The sequence below is a fragment of the Bradyrhizobium sp. R2.2-H genome (genome assembly GCF_004346455.1).
Classification (GTDB): Bacteria; Pseudomonadota; Alphaproteobacteria; order Rhizobiales; family Xanthobacteraceae; genus Bradyrhizobium; species Bradyrhizobium diversitatis.
In genome coordinates, this window is sequence record NZ_SMBR01000003.1 from 415,837 (window position 1) to 442,085 (window position 26,249).

The 26,249-nt window shown below is 63.5% G+C and carries 18 protein-coding genes and 2 pseudogenes; 12 read left to right on the top strand and 8 right to left on the bottom strand.

Annotated features, from left to right (window positions below):
- Positions 1-87: 87 nt before the first annotated feature.
- Both EDE08_RS09520 and EDE08_RS09525 read left to right on the top strand, forming a co-directional pair.
- On the top strand, positions 88-894 hold the full coding sequence (locus tag EDE08_RS09520; protein ID WP_131868888.1) for an enoyl-CoA hydratase/isomerase family protein: 807 nt from the start codon (positions 88-90) through the stop codon (positions 892-894).
- Between the two features lie 102 nt (positions 895-996).
- Positions 997-1,119: pseudogene (locus EDE08_RS09525) on the top strand (DL-methionine transporter permease subunit); the annotation flags it as partial.
- 6 nt (positions 1,120-1,125) lie between these two features.
- Here EDE08_RS09525 and EDE08_RS09530 read toward each other — a convergent pair.
- The gene (locus EDE08_RS09530) at positions 1,126-2,115 is read right to left on the bottom strand and encodes a helix-turn-helix domain-containing protein (protein ID WP_131868645.1); all 990 of its coding nucleotides are present in this window, start codon (positions 2,113-2,115) and stop codon (positions 1,126-1,128) included.
- A gap of 179 nt (positions 2,116-2,294) precedes the next feature.
- Between EDE08_RS09530 and EDE08_RS09535 the strand changes: the two genes are divergently transcribed.
- Both EDE08_RS09535 and EDE08_RS09540 read left to right on the top strand, forming a co-directional pair.
- Positions 2,295-3,491 (top strand): serine hydrolase domain-containing protein, encoded by a 1,197-nt coding sequence (locus tag EDE08_RS09535; protein ID WP_131868646.1) that lies wholly within the window; start codon positions 2,295-2,297, stop codon positions 3,489-3,491.
- Positions 3,492-3,506: 15 nt separating this feature from the next.
- The gene (locus tag EDE08_RS09540) at positions 3,507-5,498 is read left to right on the top strand and encodes a primary-amine oxidase (protein WP_131868647.1); all 1,992 of its coding nucleotides are present in this window, start codon (positions 3,507-3,509) and stop codon (positions 5,496-5,498) included.
- Positions 5,499-5,507: 9 nt separating this feature from the next.
- Here the strand turns inward: EDE08_RS09540 and EDE08_RS09545 are convergent, their stop codons facing one another.
- The 5 genes from EDE08_RS09545 to EDE08_RS09565 all read right to left on the bottom strand — a co-directional run bounded on the left by EDE08_RS09545 (position 5,508) and on the right by EDE08_RS09565 (position 11,551).
- Positions 5,508-6,959, bottom strand: a complete 1,452-nt coding sequence (locus EDE08_RS09545; RefSeq protein WP_131868648.1) for an aldehyde dehydrogenase — start codon at positions 6,957-6,959, stop codon at positions 5,508-5,510.
- Between the two features lie 43 nt (positions 6,960-7,002).
- The gene (locus EDE08_RS09550; RefSeq protein ID WP_131868649.1) at positions 7,003-7,728 is read right to left on the bottom strand and encodes an ABC transporter ATP-binding protein; all 726 of its coding nucleotides are present in this window, start codon (positions 7,726-7,728) and stop codon (positions 7,003-7,005) included.
- Positions 7,721-9,394 carry a branched-chain amino acid ABC transporter ATP-binding protein/permease gene (locus tag EDE08_RS09555; protein ID WP_245524748.1) on the bottom strand — a complete coding sequence of 558 codons (1,674 nt, stop codon included), beginning with the start codon at positions 9,392-9,394 and terminating at the stop codon, positions 7,721-7,723. The genes EDE08_RS09550 and EDE08_RS09555 overlap by 8 nt, the downstream gene beginning before the upstream one ends.
- On the bottom strand, positions 9,391-10,266 hold the full coding sequence (locus tag EDE08_RS09560; protein ID WP_061881593.1) for a branched-chain amino acid ABC transporter permease: 876 nt from the start codon (positions 10,264-10,266) through the stop codon (positions 9,391-9,393). Before EDE08_RS09560 ends, EDE08_RS09555 begins: the two co-directional genes overlap by 4 nt.
- Positions 10,267-10,330: 64 nt before the next feature.
- The gene (locus tag EDE08_RS09565) at positions 10,331-11,551 is read right to left on the bottom strand and encodes an amino acid ABC transporter substrate-binding protein (protein WP_131868650.1); all 1,221 of its coding nucleotides are present in this window, start codon (positions 11,549-11,551) and stop codon (positions 10,331-10,333) included.
- 302 nt (positions 11,552-11,853) lie between these two features.
- Here EDE08_RS09565 and EDE08_RS09570 point away from each other — a divergent pair, with 302 nt between their 5' ends.
- The 8 genes and pseudogenes from EDE08_RS09570 (at position 11,854) to EDE08_RS09605 (ending at position 21,715) form a co-directional block, all read left to right on the top strand.
- Positions 11,854-12,678 (top strand): helix-turn-helix domain-containing protein, encoded by an 825-nt coding sequence (locus EDE08_RS09570; RefSeq protein ID WP_245312134.1) that lies wholly within the window; start codon positions 11,854-11,856, stop codon positions 12,676-12,678.
- 317 nt (positions 12,679-12,995) lie between these two features.
- Entirely contained in the window at positions 12,996-15,260 is a 2,265-nt protein-coding gene (locus EDE08_RS09575) for a TonB-dependent siderophore receptor (RefSeq protein WP_502700579.1), read from the top strand.
- A 59-nt stretch (positions 15,261-15,319) separates the two neighbouring features.
- Complete coding sequence (gene fsrB / locus EDE08_RS09580; RefSeq protein ID WP_131868652.1) at positions 15,320-16,612, top strand: siderophore utilization protein FsrB; 1,293 nt, start codon at positions 15,320-15,322, stop codon at positions 16,610-16,612.
- Positions 16,613-16,713: 101 nt separating this feature from the next.
- Positions 16,714-17,046, top strand: a pseudogene (locus EDE08_RS09585) (hypothetical protein); the annotation flags it as partial.
- A gap of 258 nt (positions 17,047-17,304) precedes the next feature.
- Positions 17,305-17,868, top strand: coding sequence for an OmpA family protein (locus tag EDE08_RS09590; protein ID WP_131868653.1), 564 nt, complete (start codon positions 17,305-17,307; stop codon positions 17,866-17,868).
- An 81-nt stretch (positions 17,869-17,949) separates the two neighbouring features.
- A complete protein-coding gene (locus tag EDE08_RS09595; protein WP_131868654.1) occupies positions 17,950-18,978 on the top strand; it encodes a hypothetical protein in 1,029 nt (342 codons plus the stop codon).
- A 309-nt stretch (positions 18,979-19,287) separates the two neighbouring features.
- Positions 19,288-20,316 carry an OmpA family protein gene (locus tag EDE08_RS09600; protein WP_131868655.1) on the top strand — a complete coding sequence of 343 codons (1,029 nt, stop codon included), beginning with the start codon at positions 19,288-19,290 and terminating at the stop codon, positions 20,314-20,316.
- A 169-nt stretch (positions 20,317-20,485) separates the two neighbouring features.
- Positions 20,486-21,715: a matrixin family metalloprotease gene (locus EDE08_RS09605; protein ID WP_165935816.1), complete on the top strand. Its 1,230-nt coding sequence runs from the start codon at positions 20,486-20,488 to the stop codon at positions 21,713-21,715.
- 238 nt (positions 21,716-21,953) lie between these two features.
- On the opposite strand, the gene EDE08_RS09610 is transcribed toward EDE08_RS09605, so the two are convergent.
- Positions 21,954-23,540 carry a class I SAM-dependent methyltransferase gene (locus EDE08_RS09610; protein ID WP_165935815.1) on the bottom strand — a complete coding sequence of 529 codons (1,587 nt, stop codon included), beginning with the start codon at positions 23,538-23,540 and terminating at the stop codon, positions 21,954-21,956.
- Between the two features lie 5 nt (positions 23,541-23,545).
- Positions 23,546-26,185, bottom strand: a complete 2,640-nt coding sequence (gene tssH / locus EDE08_RS09615; RefSeq protein ID WP_131868658.1) for a type VI secretion system ATPase TssH — start codon at positions 26,183-26,185, stop codon at positions 23,546-23,548.
- Between the last annotated feature and the right edge of the window lie 64 nt (positions 26,186-26,249).

Genomic DNA, 26,249 nt, shown 5'->3' on the forward strand with positions numbered 1-26,249 from the left:
GTCGAGTGTTCCTTGCATCGTGATCGGGCCCCATATTCGTGACGACAATTGTGCGCTAACATCGCCGAAAGCAGCGTGGAGATGATGGTGACGGACTACGTGAAGATCGAGAAGGGCCTTGGGCCCGAGGGTCGGATTGCGGTGGTCCGTTTCGACCGCGGCGACGGCATCAACGCGCTCTCGCCGGAGGCATTGCGGCAGCTGACCGCGGCGGCGCGCAGTTTCGAGGATGACGCCGCGACGTCGGCCGTCGTCTTGACCGGCAGCTCGGGCGCGTTCAGCGCCGGCTTCGACCTCAAGGATGCGGAGGGACGTTCGCGCAAGGAGATGGATCTCGGCACGCTGCGTCGGCATCTCAAGCTCGGGCCGCGCCTGACGCACGCCTGGCAGGAGATGGAGCAAATCACGATCGGGGCGATCGAGGGCTTTTGCGTCGGCGGCGGGGTGGCCCTCGCCGTAGCGCTCGACTTTCGCATCATGGGCCGCAACGCGCATTTGCGCGTGCCCGAGATCGGGCTCGGCATGAACATGAGCTGGCAGAGCATCCCGCGCATGCTGCATCTGATCGGGCCGGCCCGCACCAAGCAGGCGGTCATATTGGCCGACCAGCGCATCAGCGCGGACGAGGCCTATGAATGGGGCCTGGTGGAACAGGTGACCGACCCCGGCCATGCCTTCGATGCGGCCATGGAGCTTGCCCGCAAGGTCGCTGCACAGCCGCCGCTCTCGGTCGCCATGACCAAGCTGACCGTCAACCGGCTCGCGCACGCGCTTGACGATCTCGCCAGCCACATGGATGTCGATCAGTTCGCGCTCGCCAGCCTGAGCGAGGATCACAAGGAGGGCGTCGAAGCATTCCTGGCCCGCCGAAAGCCACGCTTCAGGGGGCGGTAGATCAGGCACCGCAGGAGGATGATCCTGTCGGCAGATAGATATCCTTTGCATCCGACGGATTGGGAAAACTTCGTCCAACTCCCCGCAAATATCTGACATTGCCAACGCTTCATGCCGGAGATGATGCTGGCCGTCGTGGTCGTGCTGATCGCACTGGTGCAACTGATCCAGAGCGCCGGCGACTATCTGGCGCGCCGGGTCAATCGCCGGCTGCGGCATCGCTGAACCGGATCACGCGGCACGCCTCGCCCGCCGCAGCGTCTCCGAGGGCAGCTCGGCAAAGTGGCGCTTGTAGTCGAGCGAGAACTGGCTGAAGTGCCAGAAGCCGTGCTGCACGGCGACGTCGTAGATGGATGTCCCAGCGCCGCCGGCGCGTTTCAGATCGCGCCGTACGCGGTTCAGCCGCATCGCACGCCAATAGTGCATCGGGCTCGTGCCCAAAACCGCCTGAAAGCAATAGCCGAGCTTGCGCGGACTGGCGCCGGCCGCCTTGCAGACCTCCAGCAGCGACAGCGAATGGTCATTGTTGCCGTGCATCAGCTCGCGCGCGCGATCGACGGTACGCTTGCGCGCGTTCGCGCTGCGGCCGGGATCGGTGGCGCGTGCGGTCGGCAGCATGTCCATGATCTCGACGAGGAGGGCGTCTTCGAGCACCTGCCGGGTGGCCGGATCTTCGAACCGTTCGGGCGCGGTCGCGATGGCCTGGTGAATGACCTCGAGATGGGCTCGCAATCGTGCGACCGGCGCCTGCGCCATCTCGATCACCCGAAATTGGTGCCAGACCGCGCGCGGCAGATCGATCTCGAGCCGGGCGGCGAGATCCCGGATCAGCGCCGCACTGGCGACGACACCGCGCAGCTCGAATGACTTCGGCGTGCACATGTCGACCTCGGCGTCGATGCAGGCGATGACCTGGGCGCCTGCAACGCTGGCGCCGTTGCAATTGACCTCGCTGTCACCGCGCCAGGGTAGGCCGATGCCAAAGCTGTCGGCGCCAAGCTGGCCGTATTGGCGAACCTGCTGGCTGGTGATTTCGCGGAACACCTCGACATGGGGCAGAGAGAGCTGGGTGAAGCTGCCTCGAAACGCCCCGGCGCTGATCTGGTCGTAGCGCAGCCGCCAGCGGCCGAGCGCGGCGCAGTGCTCATCGACATCCGTACTGCTCGCCTCGATCAGGCCGGCAGCCGAGTCCTGAATCGGAGGATTTACGCTCAAGGCCATGATAATGCGTCGAAATTTGTAAGCCAAGATCAGCAATAAACGTGCCCAGACTGACACGCCGGACGGCCGAGTCCAGCAAAATATTGCCGGATCTCGATAACGCCCGATAGCGCCGCGGTGCAGATTTTCCTTCCAACCGTTCCGACAGCGCAGTCGGGATGGCCTTGCGGAGGATCGAGATGCGACCGACCGATGTCATGCGCGGCAGCCCGCCCGCGCCCGAGGCCCAGGTGACGCGTGCCAACTGGCGCAGCTTTCCCGCGATCCGCTGGGGCTTCACCCACACTCGCGAAGTTTTGCCCACTGCGGAGGTGCGCCGCTCGGCCCGGCCGACGCCGATACAAACGGCGCCGCGCGAATTGTCAAAGCTCAGCTTCAAAGCGCCGGACGGCCAGCCGACGACGATCGAGGCCACGCTGCGTGAGACCTTTGGCGATGCACTGCTGGTCATGCATCGGGGCACGCTGATCCATGAATGGTATGGCGACGGCATGAGCGCGACAACGCCGCATCTGATCTGCTCGATCAGCAAGTCGGTTGCCGGCACGCTCGGCGGCGTGCTGGCCGCACGCGGGCTGCTCGATCCCGAGGCGAGGGTGATGCGTTACGTGCCGGAGTTGGAGAATTCCGTCTACGGCAGCTGCACGGTCCGCGATGTCCTCGACATGGCCGTCGCCATCAAGTTCGATGAAGACTACGAGGACCCTGCCGGCGACGTCGCGCGTTACCGCTTCTCCTCGGGCTGGGATGTGCCGCCACCGGGTGTCGAGCCCAGCCACCAGCGCGCCTATCTCATGACCCTGCGCGGCACCGGCAAGCCGCACGGCAAGGTGTTCCACTATGTCTCGACCAACACGGAAGTTCTCGGCTGGGTGTATGAGCGCGCCTGTGGCATGCCTTACCCTCGCATCCTCTCCGAATATCTCTGGCAGCCGATGGGCGCGGAAGAGGACGGATCCCTCACGCTCGACAGCCACGGCATGGGCCGCATCGCCGGCGGTCTTTCCGTCACGGCCCGCGATCTTATCCGCTTCGGCGAGATGATCCGCTGCCGCGGCGTGGTCGAGGGACGGCAGGTGGTGCCGGGCTGGTGGATCGACGACATCCACGAGAACGGCGATCCCAAGGCCTGGGCCGACGGCGACCTCGCCGATATCTTCCCGAGCGCGCGCTACCGCAGCAAATGGTACACGATCGATCCTTCGCGGTACGATCTCGCCGCGATCGGCATCCACGGCCAGTGGCTCTACATCGACGCGGCTTCCGACACCGTCATCGTCAAGCTCGCGACGCAGCCGAAGGCGATGGACGTTCCGCTCGACCATCGCTGGCTCGCTGCCTTCCGCGCCATCACCGCACATCTCGCCTCGCGCTGACTTCTGGACATCATCATGCTCGATCCCGCCAAGGCACGATCGCCCGCCCATGCCGCCACGGCGCATCCGCTCGATCCTCTGACGATTGGGGAGATCACGGCGGCGTGCACGCTGGTGCGTGCGGCCGCAAGCTCACCGGAACACTGCCGCTTCCCGACGGTACGGCTGGAAGAGCCGACCAAGCAGGATCTGGCCGCGGGCGGGATAGGGCGCCGTGCCTTCGTGCTGACACTTGATATCGCCACCGGCGAGGCCATCGAGCACATCGTCGATCTTGGCCGCAGCGAGATCGTCGAGCGGAAGCTCCTCCCCAACCGCGACGTGCCCTATGGGCAGCCGCCGGTGATGCTGGAAGAGTTCTTCAAATGCGAGGCCGTTGTGAAGGCCGACCCCGGCTGGCGTGCGGCGATGCAGCGGCGCGGGCTCAGCGATAAGGACATCGAGCTCGTTCAGGTCGACCCTTTCTCCTCTGGCTTCTTCGACAAGGAGTTCGAGCGCGGTGCACGCATCGTGCGCGCCGTCAGCTATTTTCGCGAGCATCTCCAGGACAACGGCTATGCCCATCCGATCGAGGGCGTGGTCGCTGTCGTTGACCTCATCGGCGGCAAGGTCATCGACCTCACGGATGAAGATCCGATCGTGCCGATACCGCGCAAGAAACGGAACTACGGCGCGCATGAGGTTGCAGTACCGCGCACGGACATCAAGCCCCTGCACATCGAGCAGCCCGAGGGCCCGAGCTTTCGCGTCGACGGCTGGAAGGTCGATTGGCAGAAATGGAGCTTTCGCGTCGGCTTCACCCCGCGCGAGGGCCTCGTGCTGCATCAGCTCGCCTATCAGGACGGCGCGCGCAAGCGCTCCCTGATTCATCGCGCCAGCGTCACCGAAATGGTGGTGCCTTATGCCGACCCGACCGCGAACCATTTCTGGAAGTCGGCGTTCGATGCCGGCGAATACGGCCTCGGCATGCTCGCCAACGCGCTCGAACTCGGCTGCGACTGCCTCGGCAACATCCACTATTTCGACGTGCCGGCCGCCGACAGCAAGGGCGAGCCTTTCGTCATGCAGAATGCCATCTGCATGCATGAAGAAGATTACGGAATTGCCTGGAAACACTACGAATTTCGCAACGGCCTGTTCGAGGTCCGCCGCTCGCGGCGGCTCGTGATCTCGTTCTTCGCGACCGTCGGCAACTACGACTACGGCTTCTACTGGTACCTCTACCAGGACGGCACGATCCAGTTGGAGACCAAGCTCACCGGCATCATCCAGACCGCGGCGGTGCCGCCTGGCGAGACTTACAAATGGGGCGGCATGGTCGATGACCAACTGGGTGGACCGACGCATCAGCACTTCTTCAACGTGCGCCTGCACATGGATCTCGACGGCGGCGGCAACACCGTCACCGAGCACGACTTCGTGCCGCGGCCCTGGGGGCACGACAATCCGCACGGCAACGTGTTCGACACCACCACGCGCGTCCTGTCACGCGAGCGTGACGCAGCGGCGATCGCCAACGGCGAGACCGGCCGCTTCTGGAAGATCAGCAATCCGAACGAGACCAACTCGGTCGGCAATGCTCCCGCCTACAAGCTCGTGGTCAATCCGAGCCCGCTGATGCTGGCGCAGGAGGGCAGCTATGTGCGCAGCCGCGGGGGCTTCGCGACGAAGCATGTCTGGGTGACGGCATTCGACGCGAGCGAAAAATATGCCAGCGGCGACTATCCCAACGTCCACGCCGGCGGCGACGGCCTGCCGCGCTACGCCGCGCAGAACCGCAACATCGAGAATACCGACATCGTGGTCTGGCACTCGTTCGGCCACACCCATGTCTGCAAACCCGAGGACTTTCCGATCATGCCGGTCGAATATGCCGGCTTCATGCTGAAGCCGACCGGATTCTTCGCGGCCAATGCGGCCGGAGATATTCCACCGGACCGCAACAGCCGCAGCGTGCTGACCGGCACCGGGAAGGATGCCGGCAGCTCGTGCTGCCAAGAGAAATAGTCGTTCCGGTCAGAACGGATAATGCCGTGGCCCGGTCTGCACGGTGATCCAGCGCAGCTCGGTGAATTCGTCGATCGCCGCCTTGCCACCAAAGCGCCCGTAGCCCGATGCCTTGGTGCCGCCGAACGGCATCTGCGGTTCGTCGTGCACGGTCGGAGCATTGACGTGGCAGATGCCGGCCTCGATCCGCTTGGCAACGCCGAGGGCGCGCGCGATGTCGCGACCGAACACCGCGGAGGAGAGGCCATATTCGGTGTCGTTGGCGACCCGCACCGCCTCGTCGATCCCGCTGACGCGGACGACGGTCACGACCGGACCAAAGCTCTCCTCTCCGTAGATGCGCATCGCCGGCGTGACGTGATCGACGATGGTGGCCGGCATGATGGTGCCGCTCCCGTGTCCGCCCGCCGCGATCACCGCGCCCTTGGCGACGGCATCGTCGATCAAGCCCCTGACGCGATCGCAGGCAGCAGCACTGACGAGCGAGCCGAGCACGACATTTGCCCTGCTTGGATCGCCGAATGGAAGCCCCTTTGCCTTGGCGGCGAATTTGGCGATGAAGGCGTCGGCGACCTTGTCGTCGACGACGATCCGCTCCGTGGACATGCAGATCTGACCCTGGTTCATGAAGGCGCCGAAGGCAGCCGCGTTCACGGCTGCATCCAAATCGGCGTCGTCGAGGATGACGAGCGGGGCCTTGCCGCCGAGCTCCAGCAGCGCGCGCTTCAGATGTCTGGCGCAAGCCAGCGCAATGAGGCGGCCGACCCGGGTCGAGCCGGTGAAGTTGACGCGGCGGATGGCAGGGTGAGCGATCAGTGCCTCGACGACGGCCTGCGCGTCCTCGGGCGCGTTGGTCACGACATTGACGGCGCCGTCACCGAGACCAGCCTCGGAGAGGCAGCTTCCGATCAGGCGGTGCACGCCGGGGCTCATCTCGGAGGCCTTCAGCACCACGGTGTTCCCGCAGGCGAGCGGCATGGCGACTGAGCGTACGCCGAGGATGACCGGCGCGTTCCAGGGCGCAATGCCGAGCACCACACCGACCGGCTGGCGAAACGCCATGGCGAGATTGTCGGGCTTGTCGGTTGGAATGACCTCGCCGGAAATCTGCGTCGTCATTGCCGCGGCTTCGCGGAGCATGCCCTCTGCAAGATGCACGTTGAAGCCGGCCCAGCCCGCGGTGGCACCGGTCTCGGCCACCATCAGCGCGGTGAACTCTGCCGCCCGGCGCGCGAGGATGTCGGCGGCAGCGCTGAGCCGCTTGCGGCGCTCGGAGGGACCGAGCTGCGACCAAGCCGGAAAAGCCGCGGCCGCCGCGTCGGCAGCGCGCATCGCATCGTCGATCGAGGCCGCCGCCACGATGGATGCGATCTCGCCGGAAATCGGGTTGTGACGCTGGAAGGTGCGCTGATTGCTGGCCGACTGGTCCTTGCCGCCGATGAGAAGGTCGATTGCGTTCATGGAACTCTCCATGGGTTTCCGGGTGATATGGGTTGCTGGGTGACTATCTTGATGCAGCGCGCGCCTTGCCCAGATAGGCGCGCTGAATCTCGGGATCGTTCTTCATCGCGCTGGCCGGTCCGCTGCCGGCGTTGCGGCCGGACTCGATCAGGTAGACCCGATCGGCGAGATCGAGGCTTGCCCGGGCATTCTGCTCAACCAGCAGCACGCCGACGCCACCGGCGCGTATCTGCGTCAGCGCGCGAAAGACCTCGCGGCTGAGCAGGGGAGACAGCCCGAGCGAAGGCTCGTCGAGCAGAAGGAGACGCGGGTTCGACATCAAGGCGCGGCCGATCGCGACCATCTGCTGCTCGCCGCCGCTCATGGTGCGGACGGCCTGGGGCAGGCGCTCGGCCAAGCGCGGGAACAATTCCAGGGTTTTCGTGAGCCGGTCCGCTTCGCCCGCGCGCGCACGGGCCGGATAGGCGCCAAGCTGCAAGTTCTCGGCAACGGTCAGGTCACCAAACACGCCGCGTCCCTCCGGCACCAGGGCGATGCCGCGCTCCACGATGAGATGCGCCGGCAACTCGCCGATGTTTTCCCCCTCGAACCGGATGGTCGCCCCGAGGGCGGGCTTGATCAGACCGGCGATGCTCTTGAGCAAGGTCGACTTGCCGGCACCATTGGCACCGAGGATCGCGACGATCTCGCCCTGGGCGATGCCGAGCGTGACATCGGCCAGCGCCTGATGCTTGCCGTAGAAATGGGAGAGGGCGGCGACTTCAAGCATCGTCGTCTCCGAGATAGGCCGCGATGACCTTCGGATCGGCCAGCACCTCGTCCGGCGCGCCGCGCGCGATCACGCGGCCGGCGTTCATGACGATGCAATGGCCGCAGAGCGCGCGGATCGCATCCATGACATGCTCGACCATGATGATGGTCAGGCCGCGCTCGCGCAGTTTCGCGATCAGGGCGATGCCCGTTTCGAGCTCGCTCGGATTGAGGCCCGCCAGCCATTCGTCGAGCAGCACGAGGCGAGGCCGAAGCGCCAGCGCACGGGCAAGCTCCAGCCGCTTCTGGTCGATATAGGTCAATTCGCGCGCGAGCGTTTCATGCATGGTGCCGAGCCCGACCAGGTCGAGCAGCTCGCGTCCCGTCGTGTCGGAACCGTCCGACGTGGAGAACAGCCGCGCTGCCGCTACGTTCTCGGCGACGGTCAGGTCCGGCATCACACGCACCAGCTGGAACGTGCGCGCGAGGCCCAGGCGCGCAATCTGGTATGCCCGCAAACCGGTGAGGACGGTGCCACTGAACCGGATCGTGCCCGATGAGGGCTTCAAGGCGCCGGACAGCGTATTCAGCAGCGTCGTCTTGCCCGAGCCGTTCGGGCCGATGATGCCGATGATCTCGCCGGTTGCGACCGTGAAGCTGACGCCATCGACCGCGCGCAATCCGCTGAATGACTTGCTGACGCCTTCGACTGCGAGAAGCGGTGCCTTGTTCATCGTGCGCACGGACTCTGATACAGGAGAACCCACCGGAATCCGCCAGCGTCCGGTCCTGAACAAGCCGATCACGCCATTCGGCAGCGCCATGACGATGAGCACGAAGATGACGCCGAGCACGATGCTGAAATGGTTGGGCAGGGTCGCGGTCAGCACCTCGAACAGCAAGACCAGCGGAACGACGCCCAGCACAGGCCCGAACAGAGAGCCTGCGCCGCCCAGCAACGCCATGATCACGACCTGGAACGAGATCGTTGGATTGAAGGCGATCGCGGGATCGATATAGGTCCAGCGCGGCGCCATCACCGCGCCGGTCATCGCCATGAATGTCGCGCTCAAAACGAATACGGCGAGCTTGACCCGCGTGGCGTCGATGCCGGAATGACTGGCCGCGGTTTCATCGGCGCCGATGGCGCGTAGCGCCAGCCCGTAGCGCGACCGCCCTAGCAGCCATCCCACGAGAAAGACGAGCGCGGTCAGGCCAAGGAGCTGCCAGTACAGGATGTCCTGTGTCACGGCGCTGAACAGGTAGCGGCCGACCGACTTGTGGATGTTGACCTCGTACCAGATCACCAACTGCCGGATGAGCTCGGCGAGGCCGAACGAGAAGATCACGAAATAGATGCCGGACAGGCGGAGGGTGGAAAGCCCGGTGATGGCGGCGGTCAGCGCACCGAGGCCGGCGGCGGCCAGCACCACGACGGGCCAGGGCATCGTCTCCCCAAGGGCGGCGGCCGTGTAGGCGCCGAGGCCGAAGAAGGCGACCGTCGCAAGCGAGACGTAGCGGGTGGGGCCTGAGAACATCGCCCAGGCGGTCGCCAGGATCGTGAAATAGAGAACACTGATGCCGAGCGCGAGATAATAGCCGTCGGCATACAGCGGATAGGCGGCGATGGCCGCGGCCGCGACGAGGCCGGCGCACCACAGCGACGTCCGGACGAGCCCCGTCACGACGCCGCTCTCCCGAACAGGCCGGTCGGCTTGATCAGGAGCACGCCGAGAAACAACGCATAGGTCGCAGCCAGCGTCAGGCCGGGATCGACCAGCCGGGCCACGGCGGTCTCGACCACGCCGAGCAGCAACCCCGCGACCAGCGCGCCCATGACGTTGCCGACGCCGCCCATGATGACGACGACCAGCGCCTTCATGGTGAAGACCACGCCCATGGCCGCATTGAAGGTGAGAAACATGCTGACGAGCACGCCACCGACGGCGACAAGGCCGCCGCCGAAGGCGAACGCAAGCCCCGACAAGGCCGCCACGTCGATCCCGACGAGGCGCGCCGCATTGGCGTCCACCGCGATGGCGCGGACCGCTGTGCCGATCCGCGTGCGGGTCAGGGCAAGATACACGGCGCCGCCGACCAGGGCTGCGAACAGCAGCGCGACCAGACGGTTGACCGCAAGGGTCGATCCCATGATCGTCAGCGGAATGGAGAGATAGCTATAGCTGTAGTACTGGCCGCCGAAGGCGACCAGCATCGCGCCCTGGATTACGAACAACACGCCGAACGTGACGAGGATGCTGTCGATCTCCTGCGCGCCCCGGTCCTTGCCGCGCCGCATCAGCCGTTCCAGCAGGAAGCGATAGAGCAGCCAGTTCAGTACCATCGCGACCGGCACGGCCAGCAGCAGCGCCGCGAGCGGACTGAGACCCAGGCCTGTGTACAGCGAAAGTGCGCCAAAGGCGGCCGCGACCAGCGACTCGCCGTAGGACAGATTCATGATCCGCGCCACGCCGTATTGGAGCGTCAGCCCCAGCGCGATCAGCGCATACATGCCACCGAGCACCAGACCCGGCAGGACGATGTCGACAAGCAGCATGAGACGGCGTCCCCTCGGATCGAACGGTCGGCAGGCCTCGTGAAGCAAGGCCTGCCTGCCGGACTCACTGCCATTGCGCCTTGGGTACGACCGGCGCGCGTGCGCCCGGGAGCGAGGTTGGGGCGAGGCCGTAGAACTCGCCGTTTTGCCATTGGCCGACGCTCCACACCTCCTGGAGCAGCCCGTCCTTCAGCTTGACCTTGCCGATGATGGTGTCGAACGTGCCCCCGCGGATTTCCGCCGCGACCGCGGCGCGATCGAGCTTGCCGACCTTCTCGATGGCCCGCTGCAGCACCTGCAGGCTCGCATAGGTAATCGAACTCGCCCAGCGATCGGGCTCCTTGCCGGTCGCGGCCTTGTGGCGCGCGAGATAGTCCTTGAGCTGCGGCGAGTCCGCGTTCCAGCCGCCGATCCCCATCACGCCGTCGCTGTTGGCGGCGAACTTGCCCTTGTAGAGCGGAAAGGCAGTGCCGACGCCTACGTAGAAGATCTTCGGGTTGAACTTCAGCAGTTGCGCCTGTTCGGTCAGCGCAATCGTGTCAGGCGGATAGCTGAAGGCGATGAAGGCATCGGGCTTGGCGGCCATCGCATCGTTGAGCAAGGGCTGAAGGTCCTGCGACCCCATTGGATAGGTCTTGTCGTAGGCCAGGGTGAAGCCCGCCTTCTTGAAAGCCTCGCGGGCGGCCGTGGAGAGCTCGATGCCGAACTGGTCGGCGACGCTCACCATCGCGATGGTGCCGCCGATCTTGCCCTCGCGCTTGAGCCTGCCAAGCAGCTCGGCGAGCGCCTCGGAGATCTGCGCCGAGGTGCCGAGCCAGAACGTCGCGTTCGACCAGCGCTTGGCCAGCTCCGGGGCCTTGTCGGTCACGGAGGTGACCGCGAGGTGCGGATAGCCGAGGCGGTTCAACGTCGGCCCCACGGCGAGATTGAGGCCAGTGCCCCAGGGCGGAAGAATGAAATCGACCTTGTCCTGGTTGGCGAGGCGCTCGATCGCCTTGACCGCTTCCTCCGAGCTGCTGCGATCGTCGTACTCAACGACCTCGATCGGCAGTTTCTTGTCGCCGAGCTTGATGCCGCCCGCGGCGTTCACGTCCTTCACCCACAGCTCGTAGTTCGGCAAGGTGGTGATGCCGGCGCCGCCGGCATAGGGCCCGGTCTTGGAAATGGCATAGCCGATCCGGATCTTCTCCTGCGCATCGGCTGCGGACGTAAAGGTCCCCAGCGCCGTGGCGAAAGCCATCAGGCCAGTGACGCGCAGCAACGTTCGACGGTTCGCCGAAAACATGTCGATCCTCCCTCGTGTTCACTCAAGCGATTGTTCGCAACGATGAAATTGGTCGCTTCCTCATCGTCCTGATTTCTTCGGCGCCGCTCGGAAGCCGGCCGCGATCGGGACTTGACCTAGCAAGCACTGTCGGTTTTGTTCGCACAATGGACAAATCCGGGGAAAGATTGGACGTTTCCGGTCGCATCGGTCAGGTGCGTCGAGCGGTCGCGGGCGCCCATCCGGTCGCAATCGCCGCACCGGCGGCATCGGCACCGGTCGGCGCTGCGTTGATCGGATCGCACTATGTTGCGAGACGCTGGATGCTTGGGTCGAAGGCGACGCGGCCGTTCATCCACCTGCTTTGCCTTCATCGCGGCTCCGCTGCCGAGATCCGCCAGGCCGGTCAGGTGATCGCATTGACCGGGCCCGCTCTGATCTGGTTGCCGGCGGGCTCGGCCGAGTATTTGGAGATATCCGCCGGAGCGACTGCCGAGCTCTTGCAATTGCGCTCCGGCGTATGGCACCGCTTCCTGCCACCATCGGCGGAGCCGGCCTATCTGGCCCTCGAAAGCGCCGCGGGCATCATGACATTGCCGGTCGAGCCTGAACTCGTGACGACGATGTCGCGTTCGATCGGAGCAATCGCAACCGAGCTCGCATTGCCGACGCGCAGCGGTGCAGGGTCGATCATGTCCGCCGAGCTGACGCTGTGCGTGTTGCGCTTCTGGCGTCTCTTCGCCGGCAATAGCGATCAGGATGACCAGGGCAGCAATGCGGACGTCTTGAGCCGCTTCCGCCGACTGCTCGAGGAACGATATCACCAGCATCTGCGCGTCAGCGACTACGCCAATCTGCTCGGCATAACGGCGGACCGCCTGCACTCGCTGTGCAGTCGCGAACTCCAGCGATCGCCAAGCGAGTTGATCCAGCAGCGTGTCGTCAAGGAAGCCGCGGCGCGGCTGGAGGCCGGCACGGCCGCCGTCAAGCAGGTCGCGTTCGCGCTCGGCTTCAAGGACACCGCCTATTTCAGCCGCTTCTTCCGCAAGCACACCGGTGAGGCGCCCGGCATGTGGCGGCGACGCGTTGCTGCACGCGTGAGGGCGGGGCGATCAAGGCCAACGCTGAATTTCGCCGATTGGCCCTGAGCCGCGATCGGTCCGCAGGAGCTTGATTCCGATCGCACCGCCGACAGACACAAGACGCGTCACCACAGAAACACTCCGAAATCAATCGGGTCAGATCGGGACGAAGGCTGCCCAGGGACGGCGGGCAACGTCAGCCTGCCGATGAGCGCATTGGTCGTGCATGCTGCACACACGTCTGGAGAAATTCTAACGTTGTTCCTATCGCACTCCCAAACCGCCTGAGTTAGGGCGGGGCATCAAGAACAAAACCGGCGAAGCCGGCAGTGCGTGGGGCTTTACGAGACGTGACAGACTTCCAGTTTCCTTTGCGTTCCGACATGCGTCGTCAACGGATCCAGGTGCTTTTCTTCGGTGCGGTCAGCACACTTGCTCTCACCGTGCCGTTCGGTTCTGCGCGAGCGCAGGCGCAAATTCCCGCTGTCACCGTGGAAGCACCGGCGGAGCGCACCCGTCCGGTGGCGATTGCCTCGTCGCGAAGGGCGGCGGCAACGCGCACCGCACGCACCAATCGTCGCGCTCCGGCGCAGCAGGCCGCCCCGACTCAGTCGGCATCATCGAACGGCGCCACGGGCGAGCGCGCCAATGGTCCCGTGCGCGGTTTCGTGGCGACGCGGAGCGGCACCGCCACCAAGACGGATACGCCGCTGATCGAGACGCCGCAGTCGGTGTCCGTCATCACCACCGACCAGATCAGGAACCAGGGCGCGGTCTCGATCGGCGAGGCCCTGCGCTACACCGCCGGCGTGAGCGGCGACGTCAATGGCGGCTCGGACACCCGGTTCGGCGGCCTCCAGATCCGCGGCTTCGACATGACCATGCCGGGCCTCTACGTCGACGGCCTGCGGATTCCGTCCAGCAACTACGTGCATTTCAACGGCCTCGATCCCTATGGCGCCGAGCGCATCGAGGTGCTCAAAGGTCCGTCCTCCGCGATGTATGGCGGCAGCGGCACCGGCGGCATCCTCAACTATGTGACCAAGCTGCCGACTGCTCAGCAGTTCGGCGAAGTCTCGATTTCCGGCGGCAGCTTCAACCGCTATCAGGGCCAGTTCGACATGGGCGGCCCCGCCAACAAGGAAGGCACGGTGCTGTGGCGTCTCACCGGCGTGGTTCGCGACGGCGAGACGCAGGTCGACTTCAGCAAGGACAATCGCGTTTTCATCGCGCCCGCCGTCACCTTCAAGCCGAACGAGGACACCACCATCACCTTGCTCGCCAACTATCAGCGCGATCGAGCAGGGTGGGGTCTCCAGTTCCTGCCGGCCTCGGGTACGGTGTGGCCGAACAACGGCCGCACCATTCCGGTCTCGTTCTTCGCGGGCGTGCCGAGCTTCGACGCGTTCAACACCGAGATCGCGACCGTCGGCTACCAGTTGGCGCACAACTTCACCGACAACATCACGTTCCGCCAGAACCTGCGCTACGCCTATCAGCACAACGAGGAGAAGGTGTTTTACGGCGGCGGCTATACCGACGAAGCCGCAGGGCAGCTCGCGCGCTATGGCAGCTACAGCAACTCCTACATCAACTCCTTTGCGGTGGACAATCAGCTCCAGGGCAAGTTCAACACCGGCATTTTCAGCCACACCACGCTGGTCGGCGTCGACTACCGCAACACGTCCTTCCGCGACACCGCTTATGGCGTGACGACCTCGTCTCCGACGATCAATGTTTTCAACCCGGTGTATAGCTACGACTATGCCGTGGACGGCGTGCCGAGCGACAAGACTGGCGTCAAGCAGTCGCAGGTCGGCCTCTATGCGCAGGATCAGATCAAGCTTGGCCGGCTCTCGTTCCAGCTCGGCGGCCGTCAGGATTTCGTGACGACGCAGGTCGATAACGGCATCGCCAACACGACGGTCGCGAAGGACGCTTCGGCCTTCACCGGGCGAGCCGCCGTCATGTACAATTTCGACAATGGCATCGCGCCCTATTTCAGCTACTCGGAATCGTTCCTGCCGCTGCTCGCGACCGGCTTTGGCGGACAGATGCTCAATCCCGAGACCGGCGTCCAGTACGAGGTCGGCGTCAAGTACCAGCCGATCGGCTGGAACGCGCTGTTTACCTTTGCCGCCTTCGACCTGACGCGCGACAACCTCGCGGTGTACGTGCCTGCAGCCACCTTTTACGAACAAATCGGGCAGGTGAAATCGCGCGGCATTGAGCTCGAAGGCACGATGTCGCTCGCCGACGGCTGGAACCTGCGCGCCGCCTATGCCTATGTCGATGCCATGGTCACGCAGGATCCGGTGAATGTCGGCAAGGCGCCGGTCACGGTGCCGCTCAACCGCGCTTCGTTGTGGAGCGACTATACGCTGCAGAACGGGCCGCTCGCGGGCTTGCAGTTCGGCGGCGGAATCCGCTATGTCGGCGCGACCTGGGGCGATGAGGCCAACACCTTCAAGGTGGGTGCCTCGACCGTGCTGGACGCGCTGCTGGCCTACACCCATGACAATTGGCGGCTGTCGCTGAACGTGACCAACGTTGCCGACACGCGCTACGTCGCTGCGTGCTACAGCCTGGCGGGATGCTTCTATGCCGAGGGGCGCAAGGCGATCGGCAAGCTGACCTATCGCTGGTGAATTCGAACGGAAGACGGTCTGGCACCGGGGGCCGGGCCGCTGGATGAGAGTGGAAGACGATGAGAGCGATATTCGGCAGGCTGCATCGCTGGGCGGGATTGCTCACGGCCGGATTCCTGTTCTTCTCCGGCATCACCGGCGCGATCATCTCCTGGGATCACGAGATCGACGACGTCCTGAACAGCCATCTGTTCGACGTCTCGACGAAGGGCCCGGCCATTCCCTCGATCGAGCTCGCCAAGATGATCGAGCAGCGCGATCCCCGTGCGCGCGTCGTCTACCTCTTCATGACGCCAGAAGAGGGCCACTCGCTGTGGTTCTTCGTCATGCCGCGGATCGATCCCGCGACCGGCAAGCGTTACCCGCTCGACTATAATCAGGTCTTCCTCGATCCCAACACGGGTGCCGAGCTTGGCCGGCGCTACTGGGGCGCAGTCTGGCCGGTGACGCGAGAGAACTTCGTCTCGTTCCTCTACAAGCTGCACTACACGATGCACATCCCGGAATTCTGGGGCAGCGACCGCTGGGGCATGCGCGTGCTCGGCGTGATCGCCATCATCTGGACCATCGATTGCTTCGTCGGCTTCTATCTGACGCTGCCCTCGCGGCGGCGTGCCAAGGCGGCGCGGGCGCCTGAAGTCACACGCCAGCTCGAGCGCGGCTTCTGGGCGCGCTGGGCGCCGGCCTGGACCATCAAGACCTCGGGCAGCGCCTATCGGATCAATTTCGACATCCACCGGGCCTTCAGCCTGTGGACCTGGGGCGTGCTGTTCATCATCGCCTTCACGGCATTCTCGCTGAACCTCTATTTCGAGGTGTTCTCGCCGCTGATGAAGATGGTGTCGAACTATACGCCGACGCCCTATGAGCAGCGGCCCTATCGCGGCCTCGACGACCCCATCGAGCCGAAGATGACCTTCGCCGAGATCGCCGCCCGCGCTGCCGCCGACGGCAAAGCCCGTGGCTGGAGCACTCCGGTCGGCGCGCTCAGCTACGGGCCAGCCCATGGCGTCTATGCCGCCGCCTTCTTCCACCCCGGCGACGACCACGGCGCAGGCGGCGTCGGCCCGGCGCAACTCTATTACGACAGCGAGGACGGCCGCCCCATCGGCGAGCGACTGCCCTGGGTCGGCACCGCCGCCGACATCTTCGTGCAGGCGCAATTCCCGCTGCATTCGGGCCGCATCGTCGGGCTGTTCGGCCGCATCCTGATCTCGATCATGGGCCTCGTGGTGGCGGCACTCTCTGTGACCGGCGTCGTGATCTGGTGGCGCAAGCGCCGCGCCCGCGTTCGCGTGCGTGAGACCGCCGCGATACGCCTGAATCGGCAGCAACTGACACCGGCAGAGTAGGGCTCCCGCACTCCGCCGACGGATGAACCTTCCCGCCCGGCACAGGCACAAAGACTGGAGACCGCACCAGTCTTCCGGATTGCCATGAGATCGCTTGCCTTGCTCTGCCAGCAGCAGCAGCCGCCGTGCTCGGCCTGCGCGGCAATGGCGATCTCAAGGCACCACCGCATGAAATCGACGTCGTCGCCATCAAGGACGACAAGGTCTTCTTCATCGCCACATCGGACGCCGTGAAGACGGCTAAAATCCCGGCCTGCGAGAAGGTCTGGAAGCAGATGATGGCCAGGAAGACCCCGCAGGACGCCATGGCCCGTGAAGACCGGGCGATGGACGCCTACACCAAGTGCTTTGCCAAGGAAGCGCCAAGCCAGAGCTGGTTCGCAGCCGCCGTCAAGAAGGCGCAGAGCCAGCTGGATCTGCTGCCGCTGCGCTAGGCGCCGCAGCTCGAGCGTCTGGCGTACCCTCCGCCTGGACCTTCACAGGCAAGGCGGCCGGCTCGCCGCTGTGAGCGCGCCGGGGCTGGCCCCGAACAACAGCTCGATGCTGCGCATCGCCCCGAAATGACTGTCGAGGCACCGTACCTTCACCTTTGAACTTTCCCGACCGCTCGCGTCACTACTAGTCATAGCCGTGGTGGGAACCGAGGCTCCCTCCAGTGCTCGGCTTTGCGCAGGACAATGGGAGAAATGGCCATGGGACGCGCGCCGCAGCCACTGCCGCAATACACGCCGCCGGGCCCGGTGGAGCAGATGCCGAATATGGCGACGCAACCGCAGTGCTCGCCGCTTGCCAAGGTTCACAGCGCCGCCGTCTTTCCCTACGTGGCCAATGAAGTCGCAACGTCCCGTACCGAGGTCGGCCATCTCGGTGTGGACGTCAGTCTGGTCCCGCCGGCCGGCATTTGCCAATATCTCATCATCTGGGATTTCGGAGTCGACTGGCGGCATCTCAAGAACATTGCCAAGCGCGATCCGCTGTTGGCAGCGCAGCTCATCCGCTTCGAGACCGACAAGTCGCTGCAGTTTCAGATCGTCGGATACAGCGACAGCGCCGGCGGCGAACGGAACAACATCTTCCTGCGCACGGGCCGCGCCAGGAACGTCTTTCGCCTGTTCGGCCCAAGCGCCCGCTCGCGCGTCTTCTCCGTCAAGCCTGCTTCACACTACGAGTATCTGAAGGACAACACGACCGTGATGAACAGGGCCGCCAATCGCGCCGTGGTCGTCGAAATCTTCGTCGGCGGCGGGACGATCTAGCCACTTCCCACAGGACGGAGGCTCTCATTTCCGGGCGTGAATTTGGCGTTGTCGGACCGGACGAGGACAGGAGAACTAGCCATGGCCGCCTTTCAAGAGGTCTTCCGCCGCTCCGGCGTCGATGAGCGCCGCAGCCCGCCGGGCATGGTGGTGCCGTTCGGGGGCTCCAACATCGTGGCGCTGATCGACCCCGGAAGAAAGCTCAAAGTCGATCCTAATCCCCATGCCCTCGGGATCAAGGAGATCAATGGCGCCGATACCCTTAGACGCATAGTGCAAGCCAGAGACACCTTCTCCGGACCCGATATCGATCCGCAGCTCAGGGCGGCGTCGCTTCCTGCCACCTTCAACAGCGATGCACGGTTCTTCGAAATCAACGGCCGGATCAAGCCGATTGGCTTTCCCGGCCTGGAGGTGGTGGCTCGGTCGGCTGGCCGGAAGATCGAAGCCAGGCTCCATGTGGCCGTGCTGCCAGAGATCAAGATCAAGGTGGCGTTCCGCAACGTCATGGTTCCGGGGACCAGCGGCGCTCCGGCGTTTCACGCCAAGAAGCCCTGCAACGAGCAAGATGAATTGGCGACGATGAACAGTATATGGAGGCCGCAGGCCAACATCCGTTTCGAGCGGGTGCCAAGCGACTCGCTGGTCATCGACGACTCGCAGGCTGCCGTCAAAGGGGAGCTTGCCAATGCCACTGGCATGAAGGATGCGAGCCTGGCGGTCCTTCCCGATGTGATCGAGGTCGAGAAACTGAAGAGCTTCTTCGTCAAGCACAAAGTAAAGGGCGCCCATCTCACCATTTTCTGCGTCGATAAGCTTCGGTCCAATGGCTCATTCCCCAATGGATCGTTTGCTCGATCGTTAGACCTTGCCTTCATCAGCTCACAACGCGGGCCCAACACGTCTGCCCATGAAGCCGGGCATTTTCTCGGCTACTACTCGAAGAGCGCGAGCAAACCTTGGGACAGCCAGGGCCACACGCTGGAGACCGATCCGAAAACCGGAAAAGAAAACAGGGCGGAAGACATCAAGATGCTGATGCGCGGCGGAGGCGCCGGGTGGAAAATTCCGTTCAATCTCGTCAAGGAGTTCCGCGACTTCCCCGGCTAACACTCCAAGTTCGCATGGAAGCTGCAGGGTCCTCTCGCGACTGCAGGGCGATACCGAACGGCTTCGCTGCGACATCGCGATGAAGCCAACGCCGCGTACGCTCATTCCGCTCGAAACCACGGAGTGTCCTATGGCTTCGCCTTCACCTACCTCGACGGCGTCGATGGCACCTTCAAGTAGCTGACGGGATATCTGAGGGCGACGATGAACCGCCAAAACGTCCAGAGCGACCCATTAATTGATAGGCGGATCTTTCAATCCGAGTTCTACCCGTTTCGCAGTCGGTCTCTCCGTTGGGAGATAAACAACATGGCATCACCCGGGAAAATCCTGGAGTACGGATCGCAGGCATCGGATACGATTGCGGCGAAGTTATTCAACTTTGACGTCGGCAAGTTCGCCATAAAGCCGGAACATTCCAATTGGCTGAATAACGTCGTCGCTCCGAAATTAAGGGACGGAGGAAGCCTTACAATCATAGGACTTGCAAGTCGTACCGGTAGCGACGATTTCAACATGCTATTGTCGCATAATAGGCTGCGGGCCGTCGTTGATTTGCTTCGGAAGCAAGTGCCCAACAATTTCAAAGTCGCGTTCGAGGTGGCGAAAGGGGAACGCGCGGCCAAGTATGCAGGTGAAATGGACGGGGTGGAAAACGAGACCTGGCGTGGTGTTATCATCTCAGTTTGGAATAAACCAAACCCACCACCACCACCGCCGCCACCGCCGCCACCGCCGCCTCAAACGAGACCTCAGTACTATCCGGCGGAACGCAAATTCTTCAAGCGTTGGCTCGGCTTCGGCGTTAAATCTGGCGGGCAGTTGTTAATCGGCGGCGTCGAGAGCACGACCGCGTACGTCGTGAACTTGGGAGATTTGGAGACCTTTGATCTCCAGATTGTTAGCAGTCGGTGGGGATTGGGTCTTGGAGGCAGCGGAGGGGCCGTTGCCGTCATCGGCTTTGGGTTCAGGGTCCCATATGAGTTGGACCATGAATCCCTGAATGACTGGGGCGTCAATGTCGCATTCACCGAAAAGCTGATCTCGAAATCGGCACTACAATCCATCCATCACAGCAAGTACTTCATCGATGGCTTGAAAAACGGCAAATACGTGGCGCCCACGCTAAATGCGCGAAACGCCTTTACGGCTGTTGGAATACTTCAGAACGTGAGAAATGCACTTCACACGCTGTACGGAGGACTTGAGGCAGCCAAGGGCTCGGGCGTCATTGTGCTCGACTTGCCGCTTTTGGGTGTTGGACTTGAATTGTCCGCTTTCGTGACGCGAGGAAAGATGTACGTCTCGAATCCTTCCCATTGGACAGGACCGGATTGAAGGCTCGGGCAGCATGCGATGCCGTTTGATGTCGCAGTTTGGTCAGAGGCGGGAAAGGTGCGGTAGAATAGGAAGTCGTCGCGATCGCTGCCGCGCCCGCGCCCTTTGAACCTCATGAGCCCCGATGAGACCCATCGGAAAGCGCGGAGATCATCGGACGGAGCGGATCATGGTGATCAACCTGAAACCCATCAACGTGATCGGTTTCTCCATCGCGGAATCCGTTGGCCTGAAGGGTTCGAACCAGCCGGACGATATCTTCGTGATCAAGACGCTGTTGAACGGCATCGCGCCCCAGGACGGCGGGGCCGATGGAACGCTCGATATCAACGATCTGACCAACACGCCGGAAGCCATGGAGCCGGTGATCGACGCGATTCTCGTGTTTCAGAATGCCCAAATTGACCTGCTGCACGACGGTCGCGTCGACCCTGAAAAGAATACGATCAAGCGCATGCGTCTGATGTTCAACCGTCGCAAGGGCGGCGGGCTTGACGTGAACCTGACGATTACGCCGGACGGTCCGATATTCGGACCATGCGATGCGCGCGGCTTCAGTGCCGCAAGGCTCAGGCTGGTCGGCGACGAATGGTCGGCATTCGACGGCCTTGCGCCGGTTCGCCAGATGGTTCCGATCGGCAAGACGCGGAAGCTGAAGTTGAAAGGGACAAATGGCGCTGCGGTGGGATTTGCCCTCGAGAGTCCTAAGGTGGAAATCCTCGAACGAACGAGCGACACCGTCACGGTCATCGGACGTTTGGAGGGTGATGCCGACTTGAGCGTCATCGTCGAAGGCCAGAGGGGTCCGATCCCGGTTCGCCTCCAGGTGCGCAAGGCGTCTTCGATTCCGATCGACGTGATCCATCTCGGTCGGGCGACGCTCGCCAACGGGCTCATGATCGCTACGCAGCGCGCCGTTACCAGCGTCGTCAGTCGGATCTACGACAATCAGGCAAACCTGACGTTCACATCTGGCACAAGCCGAATCGTCGATGCCGTGACCACCGAAGGCCGGGCAGTGCCGATCGATCCGAACAAGAAACTCAGCATCCGCTCCGGCTTCGGCCCGCTGAGCACGGCGCAGGAATTCCGATTTGACGATCTGAAGTCGCTCGTCACCAATCGTGCGGCGATCACCATGTTCATTTCAACACAAATCATCGATGACGAAGACTCGAACGTTGCCGGGCGCGGCGATCCCGGCAATCGGATGCTATGGTTCAATCCCGCGACGCCCGGAAGCGTGAACACCAATATTGTGCCCGCGCATGAGATCGGGCATGCGCTAGGTCTGGGCCACATCACGACGAAGAACAACACGGGCTTCCTGATGAACCCGACCGTACAGTCGAACAATATAATTATCCCATGCGAGACACTGGTCCAGCTCCCGTCGTGACGACGCACGCCTACCGTTGATGCAGCAATATTACAGGCGGACAGATCACGCTCAACTGCGCGAACGGAGGCGATGTAGCGCATCGCCAGGCAAAGGCAGCCAAATACGGGACACGTTCGGCAAGCCCGCACAAATCAAGTGGTGTCCGGCAAAATTCCAAGCTCGGAAGGTCAGGCGCGTATCTTGTCGTCCGCTGCGGTGGTCTGACGCCGTCGTCTAGAGTTGGATCGCTATCGCATCACGCGACCAACAAGCCCAGCTTGCCAATCATCGCAAGCGAGCGTTCGACGCTCTCTCGGGTTGACAGCAACAGCGGCTCGGTGGGGTTTCCGTCCTTATCCTTTTGTTCGACCCGGATGGTCGACCCGAATGCTGCGGTCATTTCGGCCGTGAGCTGGTCGATGGTACGAGCGCCATCGAGCAGTTGCAGGAAATGCCGCGTCCGGTCGTCCTCCAACTGTACAGTCTGGTGGAGGAGGTTGGTGACCAGCGGACCTGTCTGCGACTGCTTGCGGGCCAGCAAGCTCGCCTGCGGGTGGTCGGTAACTTCCTTCAACAGGAAGGGCGGCGAGACCAGGAAGGAGACCTCGCCGCTGCAGGCCAGGATGTACATCGCATCCGTCAGTGCCCGTTCGTCATCATCGGCTCGGCGGCCGTCCAGCAGCGCGCGCGCACCGTCCAGCAGCTCACTGAATGACAGCGCCCGCGGCCAGGCCCGGCCGAGACACAAATGCGCGGCCTTCAGAATCGGATTGGTCACCGTAATCCTGCTGCCATCGTGGTTCTCGAACTCCATCGGGGAATCGTCGGTCAGGCAGGATTCGGGATCGACCGGGCTGGTCGTGCTCAGGAGGTGATATCGCCTGACGAAATCCACGTCGATCTGCCGGTTGAGGGAAACGTCGTCGTGGCAGAACAAGGTACGACGGAAGCCGTTGCCGTCGACAAAGTCCTGATACTGGTCGCGCGCCATGAACTCGCTCTCCGGGAAGCGCTGCAGCGTGGCGCGGACCTCCTCGGAATGGCCGGCGAGATAGCGGCGCGCGAAATGGGAATCGCCGAGATACTGCAGGCCGTGTCGGGCGGCATCCTCGGCGACCTCGTGCAGCAAGAAGGCGGTTGCGTCGTCGTCGAGGTCGTCGTGAAACAACAATTCGTCCGGAGCCTTGAGGACACGATTGTACTGGTCCCGCATGACGGCGCCGTGCACCGTGTTCGCCTTGGAGCCCTCGCTCAGGAACTTCAGGATCGCGCGGGCCTGTCCGACCTTCTCCTTCATGCCGGTGAGGCGGCGGGTGTGATACCGCATCATGTCACGGACCATGTCGCGAAGGTGCGAGAATGGGTGCGCATTGTAGCTGACATAGCAGATCCCGCGCGGCGCCAGATTCTGCTTGAAGATCGCCATCATCTTCTCGCGCACGTGGGGCGGTACCCAGGAGTAAACGCCGTGCGCAATGATGTAGTCGAACTTCCCGAAGCTTGTGTCGACATTCATGATGTCACAGTGCAGAAGCTTGATGTTGCTCAGACCCAAGGTCGCGATATTCTGCTGGCCGCGCTCGATCGTCACGCCGCTCAGGTCGACGCCGACGAATTCACTGTCCGGATATTGAAAGGCCATCGGCAACAGGTTGCCGCCAACGCCGCAGCCGAGCTCCAGCACCCGACAATGCTCGACCGGAGCAGGCTGCATGCCGTAAACGGTGGCGATCGTTGCGAGATGATTGGGGTGGGTGAGCCCGTAGACGTGGCCGGGGTAGTAGACCTCGTCATACGGCGTGGGGCCGGTAACGGGATGGCGATGCTCCGACTGAATGTTCATCGCGCTCAGCTCCACGAATAGGCGAACTTGTCGTCCGCGATCGAGACGCGCGTCTGCCTGATCTCTTCCTTGGCGAGCGATTTGCTGAGGAATTCGCGCGAGAGCTCCGGCAGCAGGGTATTGGTGATGATGTTGTCGATCATGCGTCCGCCGGAATCCGGATCGTTGCAGCGTGACACGATGTGCTCCACGACTGCATCGTCGTAGCTGAAGGCCGCGTTGTGATTGTCGCGCAGTCGCCGTCCGATGCGGTCGAGCTGCAGCCGGGCGATGCCGGCGAGCATCTCGTCCGAGAGCGGGAAGTAGGGGATCGAGACGATGCGCCCGAGCAGTGCGGCAGGAAATACCTTGAGCAATTCCGGCCTCAGCATCCTGGCGAGCTCTTCCGGCTCATTGCGATACTTCGGATCGCGCGAAAGCCCCATGATCAGATCGGTGCCGACGTTGGTAGTCAGGATGATCAAGGTGTTCTTGAAGTCGATCCGTCGCCCGTTGCCGTCCTCCATGACGCCCTTATCGAACACCTGGAAGAAGATCTCGTGGACGTCGGGATGGGCCTTCTCCACTTCGTCGAGCAGGATGACACTGTAGGGCTTGCGCCGGACGGCCTCCGTGAGACGCCCGCCTTCGCCATACCCGACATAGCCGGGAGGCGCTCCCTTGAGGGTCGAGACGGTATGCGCCTCCTGGAACTCCGACATGTTGATCGTAATCATGTTCTGCTCGCCGCCGTAGAGGGTTTCGGCGAGCGCCAGGGCGGTTTCGGTTTTACCAACCCCGGACGGTCCGGCCAGCATGAACACGCCGATCGGTTTCGACGGGTTGTCCAGCTTGGCACGGCTGGTCTCAACTCGCTTGGCGATCATCGTCAAGCCGTGGGACTGGCCGACGACGCGGCGGTTGAGGATCTCCGGCAGCTTCAGCACGGTTTCGATCTCGTCCCGCATCATCCGGCCGACCGGGATGCCGGTCCAGTCGGACACCACGGACGCCACCGACTGCTGGTCCACATGGGCGTAGACCATCCGCTTTTCCGGATTGATGCCCTCCAGCGTCTCGAACTTGCCGCGCAGCTCCGCGCGCTTGGCGGCCGGATCCTGATCTTTCCCGGGTTCGGACAGGATGTCACGAATGCTGCGGATGTCCTTGACTAGCTCCTGCTCCTTGGCCCAGTCGGCCTCGAGATTCGTCAACTTGTCCTTCAGTGTTGCGATATCGCTGTCGATCGCGGCAACGCGCTCGTTGTCCTCAATGCCCAGGTCGCTGTCGCTGACCAGCGCCGATTTCTCAGCTTCGCGAGCGGTGATCGCGACGCGCGTATCCTCGATCAAGGCCGGTGTCGCGCTCTGGCTGATCGCCACGCGGGCCGAAGCGGTGTCGAGCAGGCTGACGGCCTTGTCCGGTAGCTGTCTAGAGGGAATGTAGCGGTGCGAGAGGTTGACGGCTGCAACGATTGCAGCATCGGAGATGCGAACACCGTGGTGCCTTTCCATCGGGCCGAGAAGGCCCCGCAGCATCACGCAGCAGGTCTCGACGTCAGGCTCGTCGATCTGGATCGGTTGGAAGCGCCGCGTGAGCGCAGGATCCTTCTCGATGTACTGGCGATACTCAGCCCACGTGGTGGCGGCGATCGTGCGTAGCGTGCCGCGGGCGAGGGGAGGCTTCAGGAGGTTGGCTGCATCACCGGTGCCGGCTGCGCCGCCGGCGCCGATCAGTGTGTGGGCTTCATCGATGAACAGGATGATGGGGGTCGGTGAACTCTGCACCTCATCGATCACCGAGCGCAGGCGCTGCTCGAATTCGCCCTTCATCGAGGCGCCGGCCTGCATCAGGCCGATGTCGAGCGCGCAAAGCCTGACACCGCGTAGCGGTGGCGGCACGTCGCCGGCGGCGATCCGCTGGGCGAAACCCTCGACCACGGCCGTCTTGCCGACGCCGGCTTCGCCCGTGAGGATCGGATTGTTCTGCCGCCGCCGCATCAGAACGTCGATCAGCTGGCGGATCTCTTCGTCCCGACCCAGGATCGGGTCCATCTCGCCCGACTTGGCCTTGGCTGTGAGATCCTGCGAGAACCGGTCGAGCGGCGTCGTCCCCTTGGGGCTCGCCTGATCCGCGCCCTCCGTACCGGCGCCGACCAGCCCCGAGCCGTCCATCGGACGCATGGACTCCTCGTCGGAGCCGGCCCAGACGGCGCGGCGCTCCGCGGCCAATGCGTCGACGTTCACCTTTGCAAATTCCTGGGAGAGGTTGTTCAGCGCGCGACGGATGTCATTCGACTTGAGCCCGGCCACCAGCAGATGGCCGGTGCGGATCTGGGTTTCGCCGAAGAAGAGCGTGGCGTAGTGCCAGCCGCGATCGAGAAGATCGATGACCGGATTGGCGACGCCCGGCATATCGGTTTCGTTCTTGCGGAAGCCGTTGATGACGCCGGCAAGGTCCGACAGCAACCGTGACCGGTCGAGCTTGTAATGGTCGACCGAGAGGCTGAGGTCGGTGCGGTCCTGCTGCAGGATATGAAAGAGCCAGTGCGCAAGCTCGACGTTGCGGTTGCCGGCGCTCTTGGCGTGGCGGAGAGCCTGTATGAAGGCATCATAGCCAGCCCGGTTCAATTTGCCGGTTACCGCTTCAAGGCTGATGTCGGTCACAGCGGCCCCTCCTGCTCAATTGCTCCGCGGATGCCTCGCACCTGGCGGAATTGCCTCGAATCCC

Bases quoted from the DNA above. Each gene is read 5' to 3' on its own strand.
- EDE08_RS09530 (WP_131868645.1), bottom strand. From the start codon at position 2,115: ATGGCCTTGAGCGTAAATCCTCCGATTCAGGACTCGGCTGCCGGCCTG.
- EDE08_RS09535 (WP_131868646.1), top strand. From the start codon at position 2,295: ATGCGACCGACCGATGTCATGCGCGGCAGCCCGCCCGCGCCCGAGGCC.
- EDE08_RS09540 (WP_131868647.1), top strand. From the start codon at position 3,507: ATGCTCGATCCCGCCAAGGCACGATCGCCCGCCCATGCCGCCACGGCG.
- EDE08_RS09545 (WP_131868648.1), bottom strand. From the start codon at position 6,959: ATGAACGCAATCGACCTTCTCATCGGCGGCAAGGACCAGTCGGCCAGC.
- EDE08_RS09550 (WP_131868649.1), bottom strand. From the start codon at position 7,728: ATGCTTGAAGTCGCCGCCCTCTCCCATTTCTACGGCAAGCATCAGGCG.
- EDE08_RS09560 (WP_061881593.1), bottom strand. From the start codon at position 10,266: ATGCTGCTTGTCGACATCGTCCTGCCGGGTCTGGTGCTCGGTGGCATG.
- EDE08_RS09565 (WP_131868650.1), bottom strand. From the start codon at position 11,551: ATGTTTTCGGCGAACCGTCGAACGTTGCTGCGCGTCACTGGCCTGATG.
- EDE08_RS09570 (WP_245312134.1), top strand. From the start codon at position 11,854: ATGCTTGGGTCGAAGGCGACGCGGCCGTTCATCCACCTGCTTTGCCTT.
- EDE08_RS09575 (WP_502700579.1), top strand. From the start codon at position 12,996: ATGCGTCGTCAACGGATCCAGGTGCTTTTCTTCGGTGCGGTCAGCACA.
- fsrB (WP_131868652.1), top strand. From the start codon at position 15,320: ATGAGAGCGATATTCGGCAGGCTGCATCGCTGGGCGGGATTGCTCACG.
- EDE08_RS09590 (WP_131868653.1), top strand. From the start codon at position 17,305: ATGGGACGCGCGCCGCAGCCACTGCCGCAATACACGCCGCCGGGCCCG.
- EDE08_RS09595 (WP_131868654.1), top strand. From the start codon at position 17,950: ATGGCCGCCTTTCAAGAGGTCTTCCGCCGCTCCGGCGTCGATGAGCGC.
- EDE08_RS09600 (WP_131868655.1), top strand. From the start codon at position 19,288: ATGGCATCACCCGGGAAAATCCTGGAGTACGGATCGCAGGCATCGGAT.
- EDE08_RS09605 (WP_165935816.1), top strand. From the start codon at position 20,486: ATGGTGATCAACCTGAAACCCATCAACGTGATCGGTTTCTCCATCGCG.
- EDE08_RS09610 (WP_165935815.1), bottom strand. From the start codon at position 23,540: ATGAACATTCAGTCGGAGCATCGCCATCCCGTTACCGGCCCCACGCCG.